We start from the raw sequence: 251 nt of genomic DNA, 5'->3' as shown, positions 1-251 counted from the left end.
ATTATTATGATCTTCTGTTACAAAAAAGTGATTCTTATCACGGAAAGGAGTGGTGCACGTTGTTAACATTATATACTTCCCCAAGTTGTACTTCCTGCAGAAAGGCTCGTGCGTGGTTGCAAGAACATCAGATTCCATTTGTTGAACGTAATATTTTTTCAGAACCATTGAACGGTTCTGAATTAAAAGCGATTTTACAAATGACAGAAGACGGAACAGAAGAAATCATCTCGACACGTTCCAAAGTATTC

The 251-nt window shown here is 37.1% G+C and carries 1 protein-coding gene; it reads left to right on the top strand.

Annotated features, from left to right (window positions below; translation table 11 throughout):
- Positions 1-59: 59 nt before the first annotated feature.
- The coding region (locus tag AC0L3C_RS36255) for a glutaredoxin domain-containing protein (protein WP_473410418.1) at positions 60-251 on the top strand (192 nt) is incomplete at its 3' end.

Source organism: Bradyrhizobium sp. WSM4872, from assembly GCF_055811715.1.
The sequence above is the reverse complement of the archived record's forward strand: the minus strand, read 5'-3'. Positions and strand labels throughout refer to the sequence as shown.